Origin of the sequence: Parabacteroides sp. AF14-59, assembly GCF_003479515.1 — a bacterium.
GTDB lineage: Bacteria > Bacteroidota > Bacteroidia > Bacteroidales > Tannerellaceae > Parabacteroides > Parabacteroides faecis.
The window spans coordinates 52,576-78,015 of record NZ_QUHH01000014.1; the positions used below are offsets into that span (position 1 = coordinate 52,576).

Genomic DNA, 25,440 nt, shown 5'->3' on the forward strand with positions numbered 1-25,440 from the left:
TTACACCAAAAAGGGATTTCCATGGGGATCTGGAGAAAAAATCATAGAATATATAAGCTGATACTGTTTATCTGCCTGTTTTTTAGTTTGCCGTGTCCGGCTGAAAATATAAAGAACTACAAATTCCATACGTTATCGCCGGAGGGAGGTTTTTATTATGATGGTGTAAAATCTATCCAGCAAGACAGCGACGGGTTTATTTGGATCGTCATGGAAAATGACCTTTTTCGTTTTGACGGTTACCAGTTCAAAAGGTATTATTCTTATTTCAGGATGCTGGATACCTCTGATAAATGGTATTTCAGAGAAGTCGAACTGGATGCGTCCGGACATTTGTTCGTTTCTACCAATAAAGGTCTTTTTATTTATGATAAAGTGACCGATTCTTTTAAAAGAATGTTTAAACCCGATGTCAGGAGTCTTAAAACTGATTCGCGAGGGAACCTTTGGCTGTTAAGCGCCAGCTTAGGGATATTTGATATAGAAAAAAGAACATTTTTTGGAATGGAATCGGAAAAAGGATTGTTGCAAAACGCAGTGGCTTTGTGTGCTGATGGAGATGAGTTTATTACCGGTACTTCAAATGGTGAAATTTACCGTTTTGAGTATGATAAAACACAATTTGAGCTGCTTAGTACACTTCCGGATAACCAATCTATCATTCAACTGAAGAAATTTAAAGACGAGTTGTGGGTGCTTACCGAAAGTTATGGATTGTATAAACTGAATTACAAAACATTGTCTATAACCAACCATTACAGTTTTTTTTGTACGTTGAATAATGAATTTGTTCCAGCTAAAACATTATATGTCGATAAAAACGGATATGTCTGGATTGGTACACAACGGGGTTTGTATATCATGAATCCGGAGAGTGAAGAGTATACCCATTTTACGAATTCAAAATCAGATATTTTTACATTGCCCAGCAACTCCGTCTGGACAATAAAAGAAGATGCCCAAAAAAATGTCTGGATAGGTACTTATTCCGGTGGTTTATGCTATCTTAATTTCCAGGAGACCTCGCGGTTCCGGACTTTTACTCCCCGCGAGAATGGCTTGAACCATAAAGTTGTAAGTGGTTTTGCCGAGAATGACGATTTTTTATGGATTGCAACGGAAGGAGGAGGTATTAACCGGATGGATAAGAAAACCGGGGAGTTTAAATATTATACTCATAATCCCTTGATGAATAGTCTTACTTATGACAATGTTAAGTCGTTGGTAATTGATCCGAGCCACAATTTGTGGGTGGCTATGTTCCGGGGTGGGCTGGATTGTTTCTCCCATAATTCTTCGACTTTCAGAAGATTCAATCATAAATATCGCTCTGATAACAGGATGCTGACAAACGATTTGAGAAAGATTATACTAGAGGCTGATTCCGGTCTGTGGATTAGTTACCAGTCGACGGGCATCTCTTTTTATTCATTTGCATCGGATCGTTTTACCCATTATATGTTGAAAAGAGATAATAACAATAGCAGTATTTCTGACCTTTGCAGGGGAGAAAATGACGATTTGTGGATTATCAATAATGAGGAACTCTATTATATGGATGTCAGTAAGAAGGAGTTTAAAAAGATTGTTCCTGATTCGGTTAGTAGCCTCAGAGCGCAGGTATTGTGCCTGGATAAATCGGGAAATGTTTGGGTGGGAACTGTCGGTAGCGGATTAGTAAAATATGATGTAAAGGAGAATCGCTTTTACTCGGTAAACGATATTTTGAGATATGAAGTATCCACTATCTACAGCCTTTGTGCAGATGACGAGAATGATCTTTGGATGGGAACGGATAATGGTTTATTCAAATACAATATAGAGAAAAATACGTTTTTCCGCTTTGATAAAAAAGATGGGATACAAGGAATTGTCTTTTATCCGAAAGCCTGTATGAAAGGAAAAAACGGAGAGTTGTATTTTGGTGGTACCAATGGTTTTACTATTGTCAATCCAAAGGAAGTATTGCTCAGCGAATTTAAACCTACTGCTATTATTACTGATTTTTATATAGATAATGAGATTGTCAAACCGGACTCAACAGGGTCTCCTTTGCATCAGTCTATATCTACAACCAAAGAGATCGCGTTGGATTATAATCAGATCAATTTTGGTTTTAAAATATCTTCTAATAATTATCTTATCCCTGAGAAAAACCGGTTTAAATACCGGTTGGTCGGATATGATAACCGTTGGATCGAGATCGATGCGACTAATCGTATCATATCCTATGCTAAAGTACCTTCCGGAACTTATACTTTAGAGGTGATGGCATCCAATAATGATGGTGTTTGGAATGAAGTACCGACGACGATACAGATCAGAAGGTTACCTGCTCCCTGGTTCAGTTGGTGGGCCTATACAATTTATGGGTTGCTGTTTTTGGGGCTGGTCTGTACAATCATGCATTATTACAATCATCAGAAGAAACTGAAACTGGAACTTTATATGGAATCTCTGGAAATGCAACGGAAGGAGGAGAATCATCAGGCTCAATTGCGTTTCTTTACGAATATCTCCCATGACTTCCGTACCCCATTGTCACTGATTATGGCGGCAGTCGAGCATATGCAGCAACAATACGGGAACAATCATTATATCCAATTGCTGAATAGTAATGCCCGCCGGTTGCTAAATCTGGTCAATGAATTGATGGATTTCAGGACGGTGGAGAATGGTAAAATGAAATTGAAGGTACAATCTTCAAATATTAACAGCTTTGTAAAGGAGATAGCTTCCGACTTTCAGGAATATGCTTTGCAGAAAGAGATAAATTATACAATTTCTTGCGATCCGTCTTTATCCGATCCTGTTTATTTCGATGAGCAGGTCATGGAGAAGGTAATTATGAACCTCTTGAATAATGCTTTTAAATATACGGGGAACGGAGGACATATCATTATTGAGACACGCTTGGATGAGAAACCTTTTCATTCGGATTTCCAGAATAATTACAGAATACAGCGTAATCCGAATTTAAACCGGACTTTTAGCATTTTAGTAAAAGATACAGGGGTCGGTATATCTGCAGAATCTATTGCTCAGGTGTTTGAGCGTTTCTATAAAGTCGACTCAAATGATACGGAAGCCCATATCGGATCAGGGATCGGACTGGCTTTGGTAAAGAGTTTGGTACTACTTCATAAAGGAGCGGTTTCTATTTATAGCGAAAGAAATGAAGGAACGGAAATGCTTGTACAGTTTCCTTTGGATAAGGATTTGTATGATATGACGGAACTGTCTGAAAGTGAAGTACCAATGCGACATATGATATCATATGTCGTTGAACCGGATGTCCGGTTCAACGAGTATGACGGTAAGCAGGAATCTTTGTTGTTGAGAGTACAGAAGCGTATACTTTTAGTCGAAGATAATACAGACTTGCGCGGTTTAATAGCAGAATATCTTCGTTCTTCTTTTGATGTTGTTGAGGCAGGAGACGGAGGTGAGGCGACTGATCTGATGGAAAAAATAGAGATAGATCTTATTATCAGTGATATAATGATGCCGGTAAAGAACGGAATCACCCTGTGTAGGGAGGTGAAAGAGAATATAAACTTTTCTCATATCCCATTTGTAATGTTAACAGCTAAAAGTGGATTGGAGAACCAGTTGGAAGGATTGGATTCCGGAGCTGATGCTTATTTTGAAAAACCGCTCGATTTTGGGCTTTTGAAACTTACTGTACAGAATATATTCAAGCAACAACAGAAATTGAAAGAACATTATGCCCGAAATTATTTTGTTGATAGCCGGGAACTGGCTGCAAACCAGCAGGACAATAAGTTTATCACCCGTTTGATCGAAATTATCGAGAGCCGGATCGACCAACCGGATATGGACGTGAATTATATTGCTTCCGAATTATCTATGAGCCGCAGTAAATTATATGCTAAGGTTAAATCGTTGACGGATAAATCGATCGTGGAGTTTATCAGAAGCTATCGTTTACGGAAAGCTGCGGCTTTGCTGATAGAAGAAAATTTGTCAATCCGTGACACGATGGAACGGATTGGTATAGAAAGCCAGTCCTATTTTACCCGCATATTTAAAAATGAGTTTGGAATGATCCCTACGGCTTTTATTCAGAAAAATAAGAAAAGAGAGTGAGAGCCTCTTTGAGCAATAGTGATTTTGGGGGAACTCTGATTGTGAAAAGCAATGCCGGTTCACAGAAAGTATGTTTTTCTGATAAACCGGCGATTTATAGTGGGAGTAAATATTAATTCTCTGTTTTTCCGATATGCTTCATCACCTTGGCATCCAGATAGAAGATCAGTTCTTCGGCTATGTTGGTACAATGGTCGCCGAAACGTTCCATCTTGCGGATAACTCCTGCCATATACAGACCTACCAGGGCACTTCCGGGATGCTTTTCGATATAGTCGGCAATGATTTTGGTTGAGTTATGGTTGATTTCGTCGATGAAGTTGTCTTTTAAAAAGATACGCGATGCAATTTCCGAACTTTCTTTTTCGAAAGCTTCCTGGCTGAGGGTGAGCATACTTAATAATTCATGTAACATTTCCTCTACCCGGGTTTCTTTGATCAATTGCGGGTCGACGGGAGCACCTTCCGGCAGATTACCTGCAAAACGTGCGATGCTTTCAGCAAAGTCACCCAGACGTTCCAGGTTTGTGTTGATCTTGTACATGGCAAGGACAAAGCGCAGATCGACGGCAACCGGAGCATACAGGGCAATGATATCTTCGCAATCGCTGTCTATCTTCAATTCAAAAGCATTTACACGGCGTTCGCGACTGATCACTTTATAAGCCAGTTCCTTGTCTCCGGTAAGCATTGCTTCCCCTGCATTATATAACTGTTGATGGACCAAAGCCCACATTTCGCTGATACTGTTTTTTAAGGAGGCAATCTCCTGATCTATTACTTTCATATGTAATTATCGATTTTCAATTATCAATTTTCAATTACCCGAATCGTCCCGTAATATAATTCTGAGTCGATTCTTTCTCCGGATTCGTGAATATCTTTCGCGTATTGTCGAACTCAATCAACTCTCCCAGATAAAAATACCCCGTCTTGTCGCTGACACGTGCAGCCTGCTGCATATTATGGGTAACGATGACGATCGTATATTCATTTTTAAGCTCATGTATGAGTTCCTCTATCTTGCTTGTCGATATAGGGTCCAGTGCAGAAGTCGGTTCATCCATCAGAAGAATAGAAGGCGATATCGCCAATGCACGGGCGATGCACAAACGCTGCTGTTGTCCGCCGGACAAGGCGAAAGCCGATTCTTTCAGTTTATCTTTTACTTCGTCCCAGAGAACGACCTGTTTAAGCGTCTTGACAACCGTCTCTTCGATATAGCCATTGTCTTTTACCCCGTTTACCCGGAGTCCGTACGCCACGTTTTCAAAGATTGTTTTCGGGAAAGGATTCGGTTTCTGGAATACCATACCCACATTTTTACGGAGCTGGTCTACCTTTTCCCCTTTTCCGTAAATATCCCTTCCGTCGATCCCGATTTTTCCGTCCATATGCGTATCGGGTATCAGATCGTTCATTCGGTTGAACAAGCGTAAGAAGGTGGATTTACCGCAACCGGAAGGACCGATGAAAGCGACCGAGGTGTTTGCTTCAATCTGCATCGAGATATTCTTTAAGGCATGGAAATCGCCATAATAGAAATCTACGTTTTGAGCATCAATCTTTATCATATTATTATTGTTTTATTCTTTCTGTTGTTAGTTCATTTTTACTTTTTTGGCGAAATAACTTCTTAGTGCATTGGCCAGTAAGTTTACAACCAGTACGATGGCGATCAGGACCAGCGCCGTTCCGTATGCCATTCCGCGTGAAGCTTCGATATCTGTTCCGCTGGTGGATATTACATACAAATGGTATGGTAAAGCCATACACTGGTCGAAGATACTTTCCGGTAATTGCGGGAGGAAGTAGGCGGCAACGGTGAAAAGGATGGGGGCTGTTTCTCCGGATACGCGTCCGATCGACAGGATCAGTCCGGTAATAATATTCGGGAAAGCCATCGGTAATACGACACGAGCTATAGTTTGCAGTTTGGTTGCTCCCAGTGCCAGGCTGCCGTGGCGGAAAGAATCGTCGATACTTTTCAGGGCTTCTTCCGTCGTGCGGATGATCAACGGCAGAGACATCAATGCCAGAGTGAACGAGCCGGCGATAATAGAATCTCCCCATCCCAGCGTGATCACGAACAGTGACATACCGAATAACCCGAAAACAACGGATGGTACACCGCTCAGGTTGTTGGTCATGATCCGGATGAAACGGATGATCTTTCCGTTTGTAGCATATTCATTCATATAAATCCCGCTCATGATCCCGATAGGGAAGCTGATCAGGCTGCTGCCTAATACGAGATAAAGTGTTCCGACGATAGCCGGGAAGATGCCTCCGGCAGTCATCCCTTCGGCAGGAGCTTCCGTAAGGAAATCCCAGCTGATTACTTTTCCTCCCTGGATAATGATAAAACCGAGGATAAAGAAGAGTATGACTACGACCAGATAACTGAGAAGAGTGAATATACCGAACGCAACTTTCTGTGAAGTCCGTTTCTTTGTGTCGACGTTGCCTAATTTTTGAACAGGTGCCATAGCTTAATCACATTTTTCTTTTGGATGAGATATATTCTACTGAAATACTTAACAGTAGCGTGATGATAAATAATACTGCCCCTAACAGGAACAATGCTTGGTAATGGGCTCCCCCGGCAGGTGCTTCACCCAGTTCTGCTGCGATGGTTGCCGGAATGGTTCGTACCGGCTCAAAGAAAGAGGTCGGTATAACGGCCGCATTACCTGTCACCATTAAAACGGCCATTGTCTCTCCGATAGCCCGTCCGATACCCAGGACGATCGCCGATGTGATACCGGATATGGAATAGGGGATAATCACTTTATAAATTGTTTGCCATTGAGTAGCTCCCAATGCCAGACTGGCCTCTTTCATTGCCCGGGGAGTCGTGCGCATGGCATCTTCTGCAACTGTGATAATGGTCGGTAATGCCATGATAGCCAATACGACGCTACCGGCAAAGGCTGTCTCTCCGACCGGAAGGTTCAATCCTTTCTGTATGAGCGGAACGATTACGACCAGACCAAAGAAACCATATACAACGGAAGGAATACCAGCCAGAAGCTCAATAACCGGTTTCAGTATTTCACGGGTTCGCTTATTGGCTATTTCCGCCAGATAGATGGCGACTGCCACACCGAATGGAAGTGAAAGGACGATTGCTCCGATGCTGACCAGCAATGTTCCCAGCAATAAAGGAATAAGTCCGAAGATGGGAGCAGGTGCGGAAGTCGGATACCATTTAGTCCCGGCGAAGAAATCGGATAGTGATATTTTCTCTTCAGGAAGAACAGTCCCCTGGAAATTTTGTGCCAGATATTGCTGGGGGAAGAATGCAATGATTCCCGGCTCTTTTCCGACCAGTTCGCTGATTTTTTCCGGGACATACTGGAACTCATCTCCCAATTCTTCTTCACTGTAATATTGTGTCAGGTCGGAAAAGCGAAAGACCAGGATCTCTTCATCTTTGCCGTTCACCTCTTTCCAGTTGGTTATTTTGGCATCGAAAATATCCATGATCGTTTCCGGAGACAGATGGCTTACATCATTACTCTTATTCACAGCGAGTACATACCCTTCTTCCACAACCGGACTGCTAAAAAGGCCGGAAGCCTCTTTAAAAAGGAAAAAGACAATCAGCAGGATCGTGAAACTGGTTACACTTCCGCTGATCAATAGTCCTCCTTCGACAATTTTTTCAAAAAACTTTCTCACGTCATTTACCTCTTTGTTCTGAGTGCAAAGTAAGGTAACATGTATTAAGAACAGGTTAAGGCGCTTTGAAGTAAATGTTACATTGATATTTCAAAAATGTTACACGGACTGACAGGTATTAATCGTAAGCCTTTTTTATGTTGTAAATTCAAGTATCTTACCTTTTTTGGATGGTTATGTCGAATTTTAGAATATAAACCAGTATATTTGCCACAAACTTAAAAACTTAATAACCTATTTTTATCATGAACAAATTTCTTTCGTACGGAGTGTTTGCGTTCACAGTGCTATTGGCTTCTTGTGATTCACAACCCAAACAGGAACCTATTGCTGATGTTATTGACCGCGGTCTGAAGGCTTCGACCGAACAAGCTCTTTTAATGGCAAAAGACCTGGAAAACCAGGAAGGTCGTCTGCCTAAAGCGATCAACAAAGAAGGCACGTTGGAAACAAGCGACTATAGCTGGTGGTGCAGCGGCTTTTTCCCTGGCGAATTATGGTATCTGTATGAAAACAATCCGACTCCGGAATTAAAGAAATATGCCGAAATGTATACCGACCGTGTGGAAGAAGTGAAAAATATCACTTACAGCCATGACGTCGGTTTTATGTTGTATTGTAGCTATGGTAACGGATACCGTCTAACCGGAAAACCGGAATATAAGGATGTGATGCTGACCGGAGCCAATTCGTTGGCGACTCGTTTCGACGAACGGGTGGGAGCGATCCGTTCCTGGGATTTCAATAAAAAGGTATGGCAGTTCCCGGTTATTATCGATAATATGATGAACCTGGAGTTTTTCAGCTGGGCATCCAAAGCATCGGGTGATGACCGTTTTCGCAAAATGGCTATCTCTCATGCAGATAAGACAATGAACAACCATTTCCGTGACGATTATAGCTGTTACCATGTAGTCTCTTATGATACGATAACTGGTGTTCCCCATAAAAAACAGACCCATCAGGGAGCTGCCGACGAGTCTGCATGGGCTCGCGGACAAGCATGGGCTTTGTACGGATTTACTATGATGTATCGTGAAACGGGAAAACCAGAATATCTGGATCAGGCAAAACATATCGCTGCATTTATCATGAATAATCCGAATATGCCGACTGATAAAGTGCCGTATTGGGATTTTGATGCTCCGGGCATTCCGAATGTTCCGAGAGATGCATCTGCCGCCGCTATTATGGCATCTGCCCTGATCGAATTGAGCCAGTTGGATAAGAGTGAAGAGGCCAAAAGTTACCTTGATTTCGCTGAACAACAGGTGCGTTCGTTGACTACTCCTGAATATCTGGCAGCTAAAGGTTCCAATTGTAATTTCGCATTGATGCATTCTACCGGCCATTTCCCGGGTAACAGCGAAGTGGATGTGCCATTGAGCTATGCAGACTATTATTATGTGGAAGCATTGATGCGTTTAAAAAAACTGACAGAAAAATAAGACTTTATGACTAATCTGATAAAAACAACTGCTTTTTTAGTATGTTTCCTGTGTTTTTCATTGAATGGTAAAGCACAGCAGAGCGGGGCGGAAGACCGTGCTTTTTGGGTAGAAACATTGACCCGTATTGCTGATCCGGTATTGACGAATCTGAGTAACAATACGTTGAAGAAGAATATGCCCTATGAATCTCTGTCGAAAGACAGGAGTGATTTCTCTCACCTGGAAGCTGTAGGCCGTCTGATCTGTGGTATTTCTCCCTGGCTGGAATTGGGGCCGGATAATACACCGGAAGGTCAGTTACGCGATAAATATATCCGTCTGGCGGTAAAAGGACTGAAGAATGCCGTCAATCCGGAATCTCCCGACTATCTGGTATTTGGAAAACCTTATCAGCCTTTGGTGGATGCCGCTTTTCTGGCGCAAGGTTTGTTACGGGCTAGAACGCAATTGTGGGATAAGTTGGATTCGCAGGCTAAAGAATGGATGATTACTGAATTTAAACGCAGTCGTGCCATTAAACCCTGGGATAACAACTGGCTTTTATTTGCTTCGACAGTTGAGGCGGCTTTGCTGGAATTTACCGGTGAGTGTGATATGGATCGTCTGACTTATGGTGTTAAGAAATTCCGTGATGACTGGTATAAAGGGGATGCCTTGTATGGTGACGGCCCTGCTTTCCACATGGACTACTATAATAGTTTTGTTATCCATCCGATGCTGACAGATGTATTGCTGGTTATGAAAAAGCATAATCTGGAAGGTGCCGATTTTGTCGATACCCAGTTGCCTCGCTTGACCCGTTATGCAGAACAGTTGGAACGTTTTATCTCTCCGGAAGGAACTTTCCCTGTAGTCGGTCGTTCTATCGTGTACCGTTTCGGTGCATTTCATGCATTGGCACAGGCTAGTTTGATGCAGGTGTTGCCCGAACGGGTAAAACCGGCTCAGGTGCGTTGTGCTATGACAGCAGTGATCCGTAACCAGATGAAATCGCCGAAGAACTTCGATGCCAACGGGTGGTTGCGTGTCGGCTTTACCGGTGAACAAATCGATATGTCTGAGTCTTATATTAATACAGGGAGTGTCTATCTGTGTGCTGTCGGTTTGCTGGCATTGGGGTTGCCGGCTTCAAATGAATTCTGGTCGGCTCCTTATGCGGAGTGGACAAACCTGCGTGCCTGGAAAGGTGAAAGTGACGTAAAGGCAGATCATGCGCTTAAGTAATTGAAAGTGGAGAATTGAAAATTGAAAATTAAATACAGATAAGAAGATGAAAACAAATTATGAATTGCGTTATGCTGCGCATCCGGAAGATGCGAAGCAATATGATACGAAACGTATTCGTCGGGATTTCCTGATCGAAACGGTTTTCGCACCGAATGAAGTAAATATGGTTTATTCCATGTACGATCGTATGATTGTGGGTGGCGCCATGCCTGTAGGTGAGGTCCTGAAACTGGAAGCGATCGATCCGTTGAAAGCTCCTTATTTCCTGACACGCCGTGAAATAGGTATTTTCAGTGTCGGTGGTCCCGGTATTGTAAAAGCGGGTGATGCAACTTTTGAACTGGACTTTAAAGAAGCGCTTTACCTGGGTTCGGGTGATCGCGAAGTGACATTTGAAAGCAAAGATGCCAAGAATCCTGCTAAATTCTATTTTAATTCGACTACGGCTCATCGTAATTATCCGGATAAAAAAGTGACCAAGGCGGATGCTGTTGTGGCTGCTATGGGGTCGCTGGAAATGTCGAACGACCGTAATATCAACAAGATGATCGTGAATCAGGTATTGCCTACCTGCCAGTTGCAGATGGGAATGACCGAACTGAAACCGGGTAGTGTATGGAATACGATGCCGGCACACGTTCATAGCCGTCGTATGGAAGCTTATTTCTATTTCGATATTCCGGAAGATCAGGCTATCTGTCATTTTATGGGTGAAGTAGACGAAACCCGCCATATCTGGATGAAAGGCGACCAGGCTGTTCTGTCTCCGGAATGGTCTATCCACAGTGCGGCCGCTACTCATAATTATACTTTTATCTGGGGTATGGGTGGTGAAAACCTGGATTATGGCGATCAGGATTTTTCTAAAATTACAGACTTAAAATAAATCGAATACTAAAATGGTAAATTTCTCATTAGAAGGAAAAGTGGCACTTGTAACAGGTGCTTCTTACGGGATTGGTTTTGCGTTGGCTACTGCTTTTTCTCAGGCAGGTGCAAAGATCGTCTTCAATGACATCAAACAGGAGCTGGTGGATAAAGGTCTGGCTGCCTATAAGGCAGAAGGTATCGATGCCAAAGGTTATGTTTGCGACGTGACCAACGAAGAACAGGTAAATGCGATGGTTGCCCAGATCGAAAAAGAAGTAGGTGTAATCGATATTCTGGTAAACAATGCCGGTATTATCAAGCGTATTCCGATGCACGAAATGACGGCTGCCGAGTTCCGCCAGGTGATCGATGTCGACCTGAATGCTCCGTTCATCGTTTCAAAAGCAGTTATCCCTTCAATGATCAAAAAAGGTCACGGAAAGATCATCAATATCTGTTCGATGATGAGTGAACTGGGACGTGAGACAGTTTCTGCCTATGCCGCAGCTAAAGGTGGCCTGAAAATGTTGACACGCAATATCGCTTCTGAATACGGCGAATATAACATCCAGTGTAACGGTATTGGTCCGGGTTATATCGCGACACCGCAGACGGCTCCGCTTCGTGAACTTCAGCCGGACGGTTCACGTCATCCGTTCGACTCTTTCATCATTGCCAAGACACCGGCAGCCCGTTGGGGAACTCCGGAAGATCTGATGGGACCGGCTGTGTTCCTGGCTTCCGATGCTTCCGACTTCGTAAACGGACATGTGTTGTATGTAGACGGTGGTATTTTGGCTTATATCGGAAAGCAACCGAAATAAATAGCCTGATAAAGACGATGGTCTTTGCTGGTAAAAAGGGTTCCTTCCGGGAGAAATTCAGATTTCTTTCGGAAGGAATTTTATTTTCTACCGGATGGAATATAAAATACTCTATAAAAAGGAAATCTTACCCCATCAATGTAATCTCCTTCACGACATGATTCTTGACAAGGGCATACATTATATGTCCCGCAAAGGAATCATCCCTGTCTTGGAAATAGAGTTCCAACTCATACAGAATACGGCCATCTTCTTGCTCTTCTGTCTTTATATGCAAGGACTGTAAATCAATTCGAGATGCAAAGTCTTCTACCGACAAAGGAGGTTCTCCTGCAGCCTCTCTCCATGAGACCAGACTCTCTGCCATTCCTTCGGCCATTCGCCGACGCCAAACCGTTTCACCTTCATCCTCCAGTTCCTTGACATACGTGTGAATGGCTGAAAGATGCTTTTTTATCAGTTCTTCATGCGGACACGGTACAATCTCCTGCCTTTTACGATTTTGCTTTTTTACGAGTTCTATCGCTTGTTCCAGATACTCTATTCGGTCGACTGGTGACAATAGGCGATTTTCCCAAAGCGTTTGCAGCATGACCAACCGTTCTTCTATCGGTTTGTCTCCATACAACGCTTCTCCATCCAATTCCAGAGAGGCGTTATGCTCATCCAAAGTCATTCTCCGTTCTATACCGAACAGTTTATTTCCTCCCTCAATCATCCGGTCGGTAAAATCATCTATGAAAACAATCAACTCATGCAGTTGAACTGGTAAATCGATCCGGTTCTTCTCTGCATTCTCTTCCACGATTCGGGCAAACTGTAGAACCCTCGCCAATACCAAAGAGAACTTCGTATCATCACGCATCAACTCGTCCGGTAAGTGCATAGCTTGTAGAGCAGGTAACATTCTAGCCAGATACTCGCTTGCCTCGCGGCATTTCACAATCATATCCGCTTCCTTATTATCCCAGGCAACAGCTGCACATTGCAGATTGTCAATAAAAGACTGGCGATCTAAATAATCCCAGTACCGCTTTTCCATCGCTTCATCCGGAAGTTCAGGAAGATGTTCCTTCAACTCTTTTATTTTAACCTTCAACGAATTCACATAAGCACGTTGCTCCGGTGGAAGCGATGTAGTTCTCTTCTTTTTTTGAGGTGCCGCAATAACGGGAGGGTAGTCTGTCGGCATTCCCACAGGTGCGATGGAAAAAGAGAAATCCACTTTCCTGCCCCAGATGGTCACTTTATAATTTTTCGATGTCTTATAGCCGTAAAACCATAATTTCATCGATTCGATCCAAAACTCCGTATTCTCCTCTATCGATACTTGCGAGATATTCGCAATCTTGTCCGTTAAGCGAAATTTCCACACATTTGTTTTATCCTCTCCATTTCCCATCTTTCTTAAATTTTCCGTCTTTAGCACTAAACAAACAACAACTTGAACAAAATACCACAACTACCAGTAAAAAAAGTTTCACAAGTTTCATGTTATTAATCGTTTTATGGTTCACTGTCTCATAGTTCTAAGGAAACGTCGGGAAGTTACAGAAAAAGTTTCGTGCTGACAAATAGATATACTCTTTATTATTTTACTAATAAAATCTTGTTTAGGATACTATTCAGTTTTGGTTTATTGGAAATATATCAAAATGACAATTCACCTATCCTATGGTTGTCCCCTCTGTGTCCTTTATCAAGTCTATTGAATCAAATGCGTTTTAATAGAAGTTGTCGGAGGTCGTTGTGTTGCTGATTGACTGGTTATTGTGTCGGTTGGCTTTTATTTGTGGTTTGGGTTTTTCAATGTGTTATATATTTATTCCTTATGGTGATATTGTGATGTTTATATTTATATCTGTTTCAGTGGTGAAGTAGAAGATGAAAACTGCTAAAAAGCATACTTTAGGGTCTGGATATGGTTACTTTTAATAGGTGTTTTTACTATAATTAACAAAAATATCTCTTTAAATGGTCCCCCATTTTATTTAAAAGGAATTTTTTTTCGTTTAAAACGAACTTACATTTTATTTAAAACGAGATGAAAGGTAGATGTTTTTTAGAGAATGTGTTAATATTTGTATTTAAAGTTTGTCCGGAAGGAAGAAAAAGAGAAATAGTAGTGTTCTTATAAAGGTCTGTTTTGTGTCAAAAAGAAATAAAAGGCGAGAAAAGAATAGCACGCAGACAGATTATTCATTGTTCTGCGTGCTATTAATATGTGATAATTATTTGTTGTATTTGCTCCAGTCTACATTGTGCATGTCACCGCTTGCTGCCAGTTCTTCGTGGAAAGCGAAGCAACATTTCAGGTTCTGCGGAGTGTGACCTTTTACACCCATTGCCAGATATTCTCTCAATAACGGCTTGTAATCCGGATGGACGCAATTGTCAATGATACAGTTTGCACGTTCGATCGGCGATTTACCACGCAGGTCGGCTACACCGTATTCTGTGATGATGATCTTTACAGAGTGTTCGCTATGATCCAGGTGAGAAACCATCGGAACGAAAGCACTGATCTTACCTTCTTTTGCTGTAGAAGGAGTTGTGAAGATAGACAGCATAGCTGAACGGGTAAAGTCGCCTGAGCCACCGATACCGTTCATCATTCTTGTTCCTGATACGTGGGTAGAGTTGATGTTACCGAAGATGTCGGCTTCCAATGCTGTGTTGATAGCGATCAGACCTAAACGGCGGGCAACTTCCGGGTTGTTGGAAATTTCCTGCGGACGAAGAAGGATTTTATCCTTGAAGAAATCGAGGTTCGCATAAATTTCGCGGATCACTTCGTTGCTTACAGATAAAGAGCAACCACTGGCGAATTTAACGCGGCCTTCTTTCATTAGGCTGATAACAGCATCCTGGATAACTTCTGTATATACATTAAATGCCGGGATTTCTTCGTTAGCTCCCATACAGCCTAAAACAGCATTGGCAACGTTGCCTACACCACTCTGCAGGGGAACGAATTCTTTCGGCAGACGGCCTGCTTTGATTTCGCTAACCAGGAAGTCGGCAACATTCTTACCGATAGCCATTGTAACGTCATCCAGCGGAGAGAACTTACCACCTTCGTTCGGTTCTTCTGTTTTAACAATGCCGACGATTTTAGCCGGATCTACCTTTACATAAGGTGTACCGATACGGTCGGAAGGAGTATAAACAGGAATTTCACGGCGATAAGGAGGATCGGCCGGTTCATAAATATCATGCATGCCACGAATTTCTTTCGGGTGGCGGCTGTTCAATTCAATAATAATACGGTCAGCCATCCGGCAGATAGTCGGCAGGATACCGACGCCACTGGTCGGAACGATTTCACCGTCTTCTGTTACATCGGCTGCTTCAACGATCGCTACATCGATTTTTCCCAGGAAACCGTAGCGCAGGTCTTGCGCCAGTTCGGAAAGGTGCATATCGAAATACTGTGCTCCGTGAGAATTCAACAATGCGCGGAGGTCTTTGTTCGATTGATATGGAGTACGGAACTTGATAGCGTTGGCACGTGCCAGTTCGCCGTCCAGCTTATCACCGGTAGAAGCGCCGGTAAACATACCGATCTGGAAAGGATTACCTTTTTCATGTTCCTCCATCGCTTTTTTTGCAATGGCTCCCGGAACAACTTTCGGACATCCGGCAGGTGTAAAACCACTGAATCCCACATTGTCGTCGTGATGTACGAACGAAGCAGCTTCTTCAGCTGTAATGAATTTTAAAGCCATGATATTATTTTTTTTATTAGATAAATACTTGTTAGTCAGCTAAACGGCTGCAAAGGTATTAAAAAAGAAGATAGATCAATACTTACGGTTAAGTATTTCTGAGTAAATAACAGCTTTTCTTAACTCTTCGATATTATTGAACTCAATATCTTCCAGCATGGTGTGTTCTTCTTCATACGGAAAGGCCATAGGGCGGGACGTACTGACTTTGGATTGATGGATTTCTTTTTCTGCGGAAAGGAAAGCTTTCGGAGTCTGCGCCTCTTTTTTCAAATTCTTTTTACCGGAAGTGGCTTTGGCCGGAGCCGGTTGTTGTGGCGACACATTTTTTACTTCTTCCAGAATTTCCCAGAAACCTTTGCCCGAAGATGTATTTTCTTCAGGGAACGTGTCATGTCCGGGCTGTCCGAGTACCTGTGTCGGGCGCTTTTTTTTGTTTTTTGAACTGAATAAACCGCTCACGGCGGCAATTATCAGAAAAACAATATAGATCCAATCGCCTAAGTTATCCATAACTTTGATTATTTTTGCACTCCAAATGTAAGAAGAATAATTGAATAGTGAAAGAGGTAAGTAATATAAGCAGTATAAAAGTAAATAAGGGTAACTTCACAGCCACCCTTATTCGATTTAACCAAAACCTTAACTATGAAAAAATTTACGTTTTTCGTATGCAAATATAGCAGTTGAATTTGAACTGTGCAAACCTTTGGAGGTTTATTTTTATAGAACGTAAGATTTTAAATTTTATTAACAAGGACAAAATGACGAATCAGGAAAATGGCGCAGACTTAAAATCTGCAGCCGGATTTGAGGAGAAAAAGTTGTTCATCGAAACCTACGGGTGCCAGATGAATGTAGCGGACAGTGAGGTAGTCGCTTCCATTATGAAAATGGATGGATATGCCATGACTGACAAAATTGAAGAAGCGGATGCTGTTTTTGTGAATACCTGTTCTGTGCGTGATAATGCGGAACAGAAAATTTACGGAAGGCTACAGTATTTCCACTCGCTTAAACGCAAAAAGAAATCGCTGATTGTCGGTGTATTGGGATGTATGGCCGAACGGGTGAAAGAAGAGTTGATCAATGTGCATCATGCGGACCTGGTTGTCGGGCCGGACTCTTATATGGACCTGCCGAACCTGGTAGGGGCTGTAGAGCATGGTGAAAAAGCGATCAATGTGGAGCTCTCCACGCAGGAGACCTATAAAGATGTGATGCCGCTGAAATTGGGTGGTGTGCATATCTCCGGTTTTGTGTCGATCATGCGCGGATGCAATAATTTTTGTACGTATTGCATTGTACCTTATACCCGCGGTCGTGAACGTAGCCGGGATGTGGAAAGTATCCTGAACGAGATACGGGATATGCGTGACAAAGGCTTTAAGGAAGCAACGTTGTTGGGGCAGAATGTGAATTCGTATGCTTTTGAGAAGGATGGTGAAACCGTAACGTTCCCGATGTTGCTGGAACGTGTGGCTTTGGAAGCTCCCGAAATGCGTATCCGTTTTGTGACATCTCATCCGAAAGATATGAGTGACGATACGCTCCGTGTGATTGCCGCCCATGATAATATCTGTAAGTATATCCATCTTCCGGCCCAGTCGGGAAGTTCGAAGATACTGAAAGTGATGAACCGGAAATATACCCGCGAATGGTATCTGGACCGTATCGCTGCTATCCGACGCATCGTCCCCGAAGCGTCTATCGCAACCGATTTGTTTTGCGGCTTCCATTCGGAAACGGAAGAGGATTATCAGGAAACGCTTTCATTGATGCGTGAAGTCAAGTATGATGCAGCTTTCCTGTTCAAATATTCCGAACGTCCTGGCACTTATGCAGCCAAACATCTTCCGGATACTGTATCGGAAGAAGAAAAAGTGCGCCGCTTGCAGGGAATGATCGACCTGCAAAATAAGTTGTCGGAAGAAAGTAATCTGCGTGATATCGGAAAAGAATTTGAAGTGTTGATCGAAGGCTTCTCCAAACGTTCCCGCGAACAGTTGTTCGGTCGTACCAGTCAGAACAAAGTCGTTATTTTTGATAAGAAGAACTATAAAGTCGGGCAGTTTGTGAAGGTGCGGATTACCCGTGCTTCTTCTGCTACATTATTTGGCGAAACGGTAGAAGGATAAAATTTTGTGTCCTGGAGTCCTAGTATAGGCTGTATATTGTCGGTGCGTTACCGATAATATGCAGCCTATATTCTTATGGTGTAAAAAAAGTTAAGATAGGACGTTTTTGTTGTTAAAATAGAGGAGTAGTCCATTATGTTCTAGTTTTATTAATAAAAGCTATAGGTATTGTTATGCGGGTCGCAGATAGTATTATAATGTTGTTAATTTTAATATTTAATAGTTATGAGTATGAGAAATGTATTAGGAATTGTAATACTTATTTTTAGTATAAGTTGTTCTGAAAGTGATTTATTGGTAGACAGAAAATTTAATAATGAAGTTATCCATTCATCTTTAAAATCGGATTCAGTTTTATTACTTAATTCAAATTGTGGTAATCGGTGTTTGCCAGAAGTAAATGTTTATCACTCTCCAGGAGGAACTGAAATATCTTGGAATTCATCTTTAAATGGAAAAGAGTGTAATTCTTTTTTTCTTTCATGTTCTGGAGCAGGACAATATCGTAGCGGATATGTAAATGAAAGCGGTTCTTGGTTTTTTAGTCATGAGGAGACTGCATACACTTTTACATATATGCTCACTTGTAAGTCGGGATGTTCTTCTTGTAGTGATAGAAAATCATTCGTAAAAAAATCAGATGAGCCAGATGGCTCTCTTAGTACTTTTACCGATTGTCAAAAAGAATATTTAAATTATAGAGTGGAAATAACAGGTGGAAATACTTTTTTGATATATAATCAAAGTTCTTTGGATGAGCAAGCCAATACAGAACATTTTTTGACTGTTGATTCTTATAAAATATATAAAATGAAGAATGGTTCTTCTATTCAGTTATTGTCTGAAGGTTCTATTTATCCTAATTTAATGATTAATGAAGTTGCTATACCTGGGGTTGATCCTTGGGACCATTGTGAAATTCGATTGTATAGTAGTTTTTGTAAATATAGTGAAGATCATTATTTATATAATGAGTTCTTCTATGATGGTTTAAATACATTACTTTCATCTATAAATACACAAACAGTAAGAATGCATTTTAATTAATTTGTTATGAAGAAGACGGGAAAATTTATTTATTTGTTGCTAGGAGCAATTGTTTATTGCTCTTGTGCTACCCAATTGAAGAAAACTCCATCAGTTGCATTTGAAAAGGTAAATGGGGATACGATTGTTTGTGAGAATATTCCAATGCAAAAGGGGAAAATCTGTATTGTCTATACAACGTCTTATGGCAACGAGTTACCTTCAGATTGTGTATTTAAGAAATCTTCTCAAGCAGATTTTACTTCTCAAAATCCTGGTCAAGGTTTGCTGGGAGGACGATTTTTTTCTGGAAAATCGGATACCACTGTAACCAGTAATATATTAGTCCAAGCAGCTGTTTATGAGGTTACACACAGGATGTTGCCAGGTATGGAATTTGTTTTGGTAAATAAAGATGATTTTAAAGATGAAGAAAATCAATATCAAACGTCAAAATTGATTAAACAGTATGAGCCGGATGTTGTGATTTCGCTGACAGATCTTACTTTCTTGGTGAATGGAGATATTAATATAGCTGGAATAACACAAATTCATACGGAAGGAACAGATACTTATACTATTGGAACTGATGATAATTATAATGGGAGTGTTTGTATTGGTTATCAGTCTAAATGGTGTGTTGATTGGATCGAAAAACAAATTAGTAAAAAAATAGAACAAAGAGGAGAGATCTATACACCCTATAGAAAAGATTATAGTTTACCTCAGGAATTATTTGTTTGTGCAAAGTTAGCAGGAGGAGATTTTGCATCTTTATTAGTTATAGAATAATGGCTACAGAGACTTGTTGTTAAGTCTTGGAATATTTAATCTTTTAGTCTTTTGAGAAAAAATATCTTAGTTCTTTAAGAACGATGTCATTTGCAATGTGCAAATATAACCTATTTTGAATAAGTTAGCTTTAAAAAAAATTAAATAGTAAAAATGGTGTAATTGCTAAGGCTCTCATTAATAGTGTGTTTTTGTCAAAAAAATATCTTAGTTCTTAAAGAACAATGTCAAATTTTCAAAATTTTTTTGTGAGAATACAGATAAATAAGATTATGCTATTTATTCAATGAAAGAGCTGAATCAATATTCAGAAAAAGCCGATGCGTTGTTGTGGGAGAAGATGATAGGTGGAGATAAAGTTGCTTTTGAGCAATTATATCGGCGTTATTATTCTCCTTTGATATCCTATGCGCTCTCTTTAAGCTTTGATGAAGGATTTGCTAAAGATTGCATTCAAGACTTGTTTATCAAGATTTTTTTATCTAAAAGCCTTAAACCTATTATTTATGTTAGAGCTTATCTTTATAGGGCGTTAAGAAATAGCTTACTGGATAGATTGAGTCTTGTCTCTGATTTTCAGGTGATTGATGATGTTGTGTCTGATAAATGCCTGGTTGAGGATGAAGAATTGATACGTTTGTTTTCGGAAGAAGACGAATCTCTAAAACAAAGCAAACTATTAGTAAATGCTTTAAATTATTTATCTGATAATCAAAAAAATGCAATTTACCTTTATTATATAAAAGAGTTTTCTTGGGATGAAATGGCTGCAGCTCTTGATATTAATCCACATTCATGTATGAATTTAGTTGCTCGCTCGATTGTGAAATTGAGGAAGTTAGTAGACCTCTTGGAAAAAAAATAATTTTTTTATAAAAAAGTGAGGAGTAAAATCTCTTTTTCCAGTTATGTAGATGATATCATATATAACATGGAAAAAAAATATAAGCAAATACAGGAAGTTGAGAAACAGTTAATCACCTTTCTTCGTTCTCGGGAAAATGAACAGAGGAGGGGAGAAGATGAGGTGTGGGAAAAAATAGAGAAAGGGCTTGCTTCAAAGAAAAGACTTTCCTTAAAACAGCGTATCTATATTTGGTCGACAGCAGCTGCTGCTGTATTTATATTTTTATTTTTCTTTATCGAATATAAGTTATCTGACGATTTAAATTCTTTGGACGAATATGTTGCATTACTGGAGGAGCCTGTTTTAGAAAGCTCCCAGATTCAAGTCTATTTATCTTCCCAGGATAAAATAACCGTGGAAGAGAATACTGCTTCAGTTACATATTCCTCTAAAGGAAATGTATTGATTAATGAAGAAAAACAAGAAACGGACTCTTTGGGAAAAGTAGAACAAGAGTATAACCAGATTGTGGTTCCGAAAGGGAAATATACCCATCTGACCCTTTCCGATGGTTCAACCGTACATATTAATTCCGGAACACGTGTTGTTTATCCTCGTGTGTTCTCCGGTAATCACCGGGAAATATATGTGGAGGGGGAAGTTTGTCTACATGTGACAAAAAATGAGAAATTTCCGTTTGTTGTTAAAACGGCCCTTTTCGCAGTAGAGGTCCTGGGAACCACATTTAATGTAAGTGCATACAAGAATGACCTGAATAATGAAGTTGTGCTGGTTAATGGTTCTGTCCGTTTATCCGACCGGAATAAAAATAAGATTGAATTAAAACCGGATCAATTGGCTGCTATTAATAATGGAAAAATAGATGCGGTAAAAAAAATCGAAGCATTAGATTATATCGCTTGGACAGATGGATTGCTAATCCTTCAATTCGAGCCTTTATCCAATGTGTTTAAAAAGTTGGAACGTTTCTATGGTGTAACAATCAATGTATCTCCTGAGGCTAGCCTGTTGAAAATGCGAGGTAAAATCGATCTGAAACAATCGTTAGACGATTTGATTGTCCTAATTTCATCTACAGCCCCAATTGTGTGGGCGAAAACAGATGAAGGATATTCCATTTATAAAAAAGAGAGATAGAATATATATTGTTTAACCTTAAATAAAATGATAAGCCTATGAGATAAGAGAAACGGAAATAAAAAATCCGGATAGTATTAGCGGTACTACCCGGATGATTAGATTGAACCAATTTGCATACAGGTTAAATCCTTAAATCACAAAGATATGAATTATAATACATTTAAAATGAAGTGGATGATAAAAAAAATAAAAATCCTCTTCTTTGTTAATCTTTTTTTGACAATTTCGTTGAATCTTGATGCTGCTTCGGTATCGAATTATGCTCAGATAAAACAGTTTACTTTCCATTTTGAGAAAAAAACAATACAAGACGTTTTTAATTATATAGAGCAGAACAGCGAGTTTGTATTCCTTTTTTACGAAAAAGTGTTGGATACGAACCGCAAGGTAAATGTTTCCGTCAAAGATGAATCTATTGAGTCTGTATTAAATAAGTTGCTGAAAGATACTTCAGTGACATACGATATCAAAGATCGTCAGGTTGTATTAAAAAAGAAGGAAGAGAAATCTCTGCCAGTTCCTGCATCGACTCCGCAACAGCAAAAAAGTGTGACGGGAAAAGTAGTGGATGAAACGGGAGAACCGTTACCAGGTGTGGCCATTGTGGTAGAAGGATCTCCTCGTGGTGTCACGACGGATATCGACGGAACTTTTAGTATAGATGTAAAAAGTTCGGACAAGCTGATATTCTCTTATCTGGGAATGGAACCTCAGACGATCCCTGTGGCAAGTAAGAAAGAGTTGATTGTCACTTTGAAAGCGAAGGTGGATGAATTGGAAGAAGTTACGGTGGTTGCTTTTGCCAAACAGAAAAAAGAAAGTGTGATTGCTTCCGTTTCAACGGTTAAACCTTCCGACCTGAAGGTCCCTTCCAGTAACTTGACAAATGCTTTTTCCGGGCGTATTGCCGGTATGATTTCTTATCAGCGTACGGGGGAACCCGGAGAAGATAATTCGGACTTTTTCATTCGTGGTGTGACGACCTTTGGTACCGGAAAGTCGAATCCGTTGATCCTGATCGATGGTGTGGAAATGACGACAGAGGACTTGGCCCGTTTGACAACCGATGATATTGCCAGCTTCTCTATTATGAAGGACGCCAATGCAACTGCTCTTTACGGAGCGCGTGGTGCGAATGGTGTTATTCTTGTCAGTACCAAGGAAGGAAAAGAGGGAAAAGTCAGTATTTCCGTTCGGGCAGAAGGTTCGTTCTCTTCTCCGACAGAACAAGTGGGAACTGCCGATCCGGTCACTTACATGCGTATGCACAATGAAGCTGTGCGTACACGTGACCCGTTGGCGGCATTACCTTACTCTACATCAAAAATAGTAAATACGGAAAAAGGATTAAATCCTCTCCAATACCCGGCCATCGATTGGCGTGATATGTTGTTCAACAATCACACGTTCAATCAGCGTTACAATATGAGTATTAGCGGTGGTGGTAAAATTGCCCGTTATTATGTTGCAGCAGCTTATAATAAGGACAATGGTATCATTCAGATGGATAAACGTAATAATTTTAATAATAATATCAGTATCAATAAATATATATTGCGTTCAAACATTAATATAGACCTGACAAAATCGACTGAAATCATTGTCCGTCTGCATGGGGCTTTTGATGATTATTCCGGTCCGCTGGACGGTGGTTCGTCTTTATATGAGAAGGCGTTAAATGCCAGTCCTGTATTGTTCCAGCCTTATTATCCGGCTGACGAAGCTAATAAATATACTTCCCATATTCTTTTCGGTAATTATGGAGAAGGTAATTATTCGAATCCTTATGCCGATATGGTTAAAGGCTATCAGGAATATAGCCGTTCGACCATGTTAGCTCAATTTGAGGCAAAGCAGAAGCTGGATTTTATTACAGAGGGATTATCAGCAAGAGCTTTGTTTAATGTGAACCGATATTCTAAACTGGGTAATTCAAATTCATATAAACCGTTTTATTATTCCTATTCTGCCAATCCGGACAGTCCGGACTTATATAAATTGACAGCCTTGAATCCGGATGGCGGTACAGAATATCTGGAGTTTGCAACCGGGGCCAGAGAGGTAACCAGTACCTTGTATTTTGAAGGTGCGCTTGCTTATCAGAGGGAATTTAATGATAAGCATAATGTTTCCGGAATGTTGGTTTATACAATGCGCGATTATGTGGACAGTAATGCAGAGACATTGCAGTTGGCTCTTCCGCATCGTAACATAGGATTGGCCGGACGTTTTACTTACGGATACGATAGCCGTTATTTTGTGGAGGGTAACTTCGGTTACAATGGTTCCGAACGGTTTGCTAAGAATGAACGCTTCGGTTTTTTCCCTTCTATCGGTTTAGGTTGGATAGTATCCAATGAGTCTTTTATGAAGCCTTATTCCAAGTGGTTAAGTAAACTAAAGTTGAAGGCTACATACGGATTGGTCGGTAACGACCAGATCGGAGAGAATAAAGACCGTTTCTTCTATCTTTCCCAAGTAAACGCAAACGATTCGGGGAAAGGTTTTACTTTCGGCGAATATTTTAATTATACCAGAAATGGTGTTTCCATATCTCGTTATGAAGACCCTTTCATTACCTGGGAAATAGGAAAGAAAATGAACCTGGGACTTGAGTTGAATTTGTGGAATAGTTTGGAGTTGCAGGTGGATTATTTTACGGAACATCGTTCGAATATTCTACAGGAACGTTCATATATTCCGACTACAATGGGATTGCAAGCCACTCCGCAGGCTAATGTTGGTAAAGCAAAAGGAGGAGGTATAGATATTTCCCTTGACTATAATCATTCTTTCTCAAAAGATTTATGGGTATCTATGCGCGGAAATTTTACTTACGCAAGTAGTGAATATGTGGAATATGAAGAACCCAATTACAGTGATACACCTTGGTTGTCGCGTAAAGGAAAGAAAATATCCCAGACATGGGGATTGGTTGCGGAACGTTTATTCCTGGACGAAGAAGAAGTAAAGAATTCACCTAAACAAACTTTCGGCGATTACGGAGCCGGTGATATCAAGTACAAGGATATTAACGGCGACCAGATTATCGACGATCGCGACAAGGTGCCCATCGGTTTTCCGAAAACACCGGAAATAAATTATGGTTTCGGACTTTCTGCCGGTTATAAAGGTATTGATTTCTCTTGTTTCTTTCAGGGATCAGCTCGCTCATCTTTCTGGATTGATCCTGCAAAAACAGCTCCGTTTGTAGGAAATACAGCTCCAAGAGCCTTGTTACAATATTATGCAGATGACCATTGGTCTGAAGACAATAAAAATATTTATGCTTTGTGGCCCAGGTTATCGGCTAGTCAGGTCAAAAATAATGAGCAGGCCAGTACCTGGTTTATGCGGGACGGTGCATTCATTCGTTTAAAAACAGTGGAAGTAGGTTATTCTTTGCCTCAAAAATGGGTAAAAACGATAAGTCTGGCTAATGTGAGGCTTTATGTGACCGGCAACAACCTTTGTGTCTGGTCGAAATTTAAAATGTGGGATCCTGAGCTGGCTGGTAATGCTTTTAATTACCCGTTACAGCGTGTCTTTAATTTTGGAGTCAATATTAACTTATAAATCAGA

General features: G+C 40.7%; 18 protein-coding genes. 11 read left to right on the forward strand and 7 right to left on the reverse strand.

What is annotated here, in order from left to right; all coding sequences use genetic code 11:
• Positions 1 to 21: 21 nt before the first annotated feature.
• Entirely contained in the window at positions 22 to 4,110 is a 4,089-nt protein-coding gene (locus DWW23_RS15550; RefSeq protein ID WP_122354193.1) for a two-component regulator propeller domain-containing protein, read from the forward strand.
• 112 nt (positions 4,111 to 4,222) lie between these two features.
• On the opposite strand, the gene phoU is transcribed toward DWW23_RS15550, so the two are convergent.
• From phoU to pstC, 4 genes are read right to left on the reverse strand one after another with little or no spacing between them, the layout of a single operon-like run.
• Complete coding sequence (phoU, locus tag DWW23_RS15555; protein WP_122354194.1) at positions 4,223 to 4,897, reverse strand: phosphate signaling complex protein PhoU; 675 nt, start codon at positions 4,895 to 4,897, stop codon at positions 4,223 to 4,225.
• Positions 4,898 to 4,931: 34 nt separating this feature from the next.
• Positions 4,932 to 5,684 carry a phosphate ABC transporter ATP-binding protein PstB gene (gene pstB, locus DWW23_RS15560; RefSeq protein WP_122354195.1) on the reverse strand — a complete coding sequence of 251 codons (753 nt, stop codon included), beginning with the start codon at positions 5,682 to 5,684 and terminating at the stop codon, positions 4,932 to 4,934.
• 27 nt (positions 5,685 to 5,711) lie between these two features.
• Positions 5,712 to 6,599 carry a phosphate ABC transporter permease PstA gene (gene pstA / locus DWW23_RS15565; RefSeq protein ID WP_122354196.1) on the reverse strand — a complete coding sequence of 296 codons (888 nt, stop codon included), beginning with the start codon at positions 6,597 to 6,599 and terminating at the stop codon, positions 5,712 to 5,714.
• Positions 6,600 to 6,606: 7 nt separating this feature from the next.
• On the reverse strand, positions 6,607 to 7,794 hold the full coding sequence (pstC, locus tag DWW23_RS15570) for a phosphate ABC transporter permease subunit PstC (protein WP_122354197.1): 1,188 nt from the start codon (positions 7,792 to 7,794) through the stop codon (positions 6,607 to 6,609).
• 245 nt (positions 7,795 to 8,039) lie between these two features.
• On the opposite strand from pstC, the gene DWW23_RS15575 reads away from it, so the two are divergent.
• The 4 genes from DWW23_RS15575 to DWW23_RS15590 are packed head-to-tail and all read left to right on the forward strand — an operon-like array spanning position 8,040 to position 12,166.
• A complete protein-coding gene (locus tag DWW23_RS15575) occupies positions 8,040 to 9,242 on the forward strand; it encodes a glycoside hydrolase family 88 protein (protein ID WP_122354198.1) in 1,203 nt (400 codons plus the stop codon).
• A 6-nt stretch (positions 9,243 to 9,248) separates the two neighbouring features.
• Entirely contained in the window at positions 9,249 to 10,469 is a 1,221-nt protein-coding gene (locus tag DWW23_RS15580; protein WP_122354199.1) for a DUF2264 domain-containing protein, read from the forward strand.
• Between the two features lie 46 nt (positions 10,470 to 10,515).
• On the forward strand, positions 10,516 to 11,358 hold the full coding sequence (kduI, locus tag DWW23_RS15585; protein ID WP_122354200.1) for a 5-dehydro-4-deoxy-D-glucuronate isomerase: 843 nt from the start codon (positions 10,516 to 10,518) through the stop codon (positions 11,356 to 11,358).
• Between the two features lie 13 nt (positions 11,359 to 11,371).
• Entirely contained in the window at positions 11,372 to 12,166 is a 795-nt protein-coding gene (locus DWW23_RS15590) for a gluconate 5-dehydrogenase (protein WP_122354201.1), read from the forward strand.
• Positions 12,167 to 12,293: 127 nt separating this feature from the next.
• Here the strand turns inward: DWW23_RS15590 and DWW23_RS15595 are convergent, their stop codons facing one another.
• From DWW23_RS15595 to DWW23_RS15605, 3 genes are all read right to left on the reverse strand, one after another.
• The gene (locus tag DWW23_RS15595; protein WP_122354202.1) at positions 12,294 to 13,568 is read right to left on the reverse strand and encodes a hypothetical protein; all 1,275 of its coding nucleotides are present in this window, start codon (positions 13,566 to 13,568) and stop codon (positions 12,294 to 12,296) included.
• 829 nt (positions 13,569 to 14,397) lie between these two features.
• Positions 14,398 to 15,894, reverse strand: coding sequence for an acetyl-CoA hydrolase/transferase family protein (locus DWW23_RS15600; protein ID WP_122354203.1), 1,497 nt, complete (start codon positions 15,892 to 15,894; stop codon positions 14,398 to 14,400).
• Positions 15,895 to 15,969: 75 nt separating this feature from the next.
• Positions 15,970 to 16,407 (reverse strand): hypothetical protein, encoded by a 438-nt coding sequence (locus tag DWW23_RS15605; protein WP_122354204.1) that lies wholly within the window; start codon positions 16,405 to 16,407, stop codon positions 15,970 to 15,972.
• Between the two features lie 251 nt (positions 16,408 to 16,658).
• Between DWW23_RS15605 and miaB the strand changes: the two genes are divergently transcribed.
• The 6 genes from miaB (at position 16,659) to DWW23_RS15635 (ending at position 25,434) form a co-directional block, all read left to right on the forward strand.
• A complete protein-coding gene (gene miaB, locus DWW23_RS15610) occupies positions 16,659 to 18,032 on the forward strand; it encodes a tRNA (N6-isopentenyl adenosine(37)-C2)-methylthiotransferase MiaB (protein WP_122354205.1) in 1,374 nt (457 codons plus the stop codon).
• Positions 18,033 to 18,263: 231 nt separating this feature from the next.
• On the forward strand, positions 18,264 to 19,079 hold the full coding sequence (locus DWW23_RS26385; RefSeq protein ID WP_147382618.1) for a hypothetical protein: 816 nt from the start codon (positions 18,264 to 18,266) through the stop codon (positions 19,077 to 19,079).
• 6 nt (positions 19,080 to 19,085) lie between these two features.
• The gene (locus DWW23_RS15620) at positions 19,086 to 19,850 is read left to right on the forward strand and encodes a hypothetical protein (RefSeq protein WP_122354207.1); all 765 of its coding nucleotides are present in this window, start codon (positions 19,086 to 19,088) and stop codon (positions 19,848 to 19,850) included.
• A gap of 286 nt (positions 19,851 to 20,136) precedes the next feature.
• Complete coding sequence (locus tag DWW23_RS15625) at positions 20,137 to 20,715, forward strand: RNA polymerase sigma factor (protein WP_122354208.1); 579 nt, start codon at positions 20,137 to 20,139, stop codon at positions 20,713 to 20,715.
• Between the two features lie 66 nt (positions 20,716 to 20,781).
• Positions 20,782 to 21,855, forward strand: coding sequence for a FecR family protein (locus DWW23_RS15630; protein WP_122354288.1), 1,074 nt, complete (start codon positions 20,782 to 20,784; stop codon positions 21,853 to 21,855).
• A 147-nt stretch (positions 21,856 to 22,002) separates the two neighbouring features.
• Positions 22,003 to 25,434 (forward strand): TonB-dependent receptor, encoded by a 3,432-nt coding sequence (locus DWW23_RS15635; protein ID WP_122354209.1) that lies wholly within the window; start codon positions 22,003 to 22,005, stop codon positions 25,432 to 25,434.
• The last annotated feature ends 6 nt before the right edge of the window (positions 25,435 to 25,440 follow it).